The organism is Arthrobacter sp. SPT-J7 (genome assembly GCF_059089965.1).
The window spans coordinates 1-1,129 of the sequence record NZ_JBNHFF010000467.1; the positions used below are offsets into that span (position 1 = coordinate 1).

A 1,129-nucleotide genomic window follows, 5' to 3' on the forward strand; every position below is an offset into this window, starting at 1 on the left:
GGTAGTCAAGCATCGTAGTGCCGCTGCCCAGGATGGTGTCCCCGGTCAGCACCGAACCCTGGGGGCCGTCGCCGCTGAGGTGGAAACATACTGAATCGGAGGTGTGGCCGGGCGTTGCCACCACGTTGACGTCGATGCCCGCTGGATGGAGTACCTCACCGTCGAGCAGCGGCGTTCCGCTGCCGTGGCAGTGGGCAGGGTCCGAGGCGCGTACAGGGGCTCCGGTCAGTTGATGCAGCCGTCCGGAGCCGGCGGTGTGGTCCGCGTGGCGGTGGGTGATGAGGATAAGTTCAACGGGGCCGGCACCGGCGAGTGCCTGGAGGTGGGCCTCGTCCAGGGGACCCGGATCAACCACGACAGCACCCGCATGACCTGGGTCCCGCAGCAGGTAGGAGTTGGTGCCGGCGAGGCTCATGGGCCCAGGGTTGGGTGCCAGGACGAACTGCGTCAGGGCTGAGCTGCGCTGCAGGATGGGGCCGGAAGCTGAAGTCACCATCCCATCTTTGCATCGGCAGGTGCTGCATGGCCGTTCCCGCGGGAATAGCGGCCGCCGGAATAGAACAGGCAGGGCCTCAGGTTGAGCACCAATGAAGCAAACGATCCTCGCAGAAAGCCGGAACCACACACCATGAGCACCAAAACCACGCTTGCAGACCTCCTCGCCGAAGCTGATGCCGCCGGCCACGACCATGCTGCAACGGAAAAGAACAGCGGACTCCGCCATATCCACAACCACGCCACGGGAAGCATCGTCTGGTTTCCCACGTGGAAGAAGTTCCGCGAGACCGCCGACTGGACCGAGGCGGTGGACGGCCTTATCGAGGATCTCAAGCGGGGTACTGCACCCGTGGAGGAAACGGCGTCCGGGCTCCTGGCGGAAGAACTGGATGAGCTCCTGAAGCGCGCCGCTGCCACCGGCGACGCCACCCTGTTTGTCCAGGAGAACCTCACACCCCACCTGACAAGGACCTGGGCTGTGGGCGACGCCGTCGCGAAGGCAGCAGGGCAGGAGCTGCCCGCCGGCAGCACCACGCCGTCCGTCTTTGCCGGGTATCCCTATGACGTTTATGCCCAGGACGGCAGCGTCTTTGCGACCACGTTGTGGAACGACATCATCGATGCCCGAACC

General features: G+C 65.1%; 2 protein-coding genes. One reads left to right on the forward strand and one right to left on the reverse strand.

Translation table 11 applies throughout. The features are described 5' to 3' along the window. A partial coding sequence (locus tag AC5RWX_RS33640) for an MBL fold metallo-hydrolase (RefSeq protein ID WP_494100478.1) occupies window positions 1-496 on the reverse strand: 496 nt, incomplete at its 3' end. Window positions 497-628: 132 nt separating this feature from the next. Between AC5RWX_RS33640 and AC5RWX_RS33645 the strand changes: the two genes are divergently transcribed. Then, window positions 629-1,129 (forward strand): hypothetical protein (locus tag AC5RWX_RS33645; RefSeq protein ID WP_494100479.1); only part of this gene is annotated, 501 nt, incomplete at its 3' end.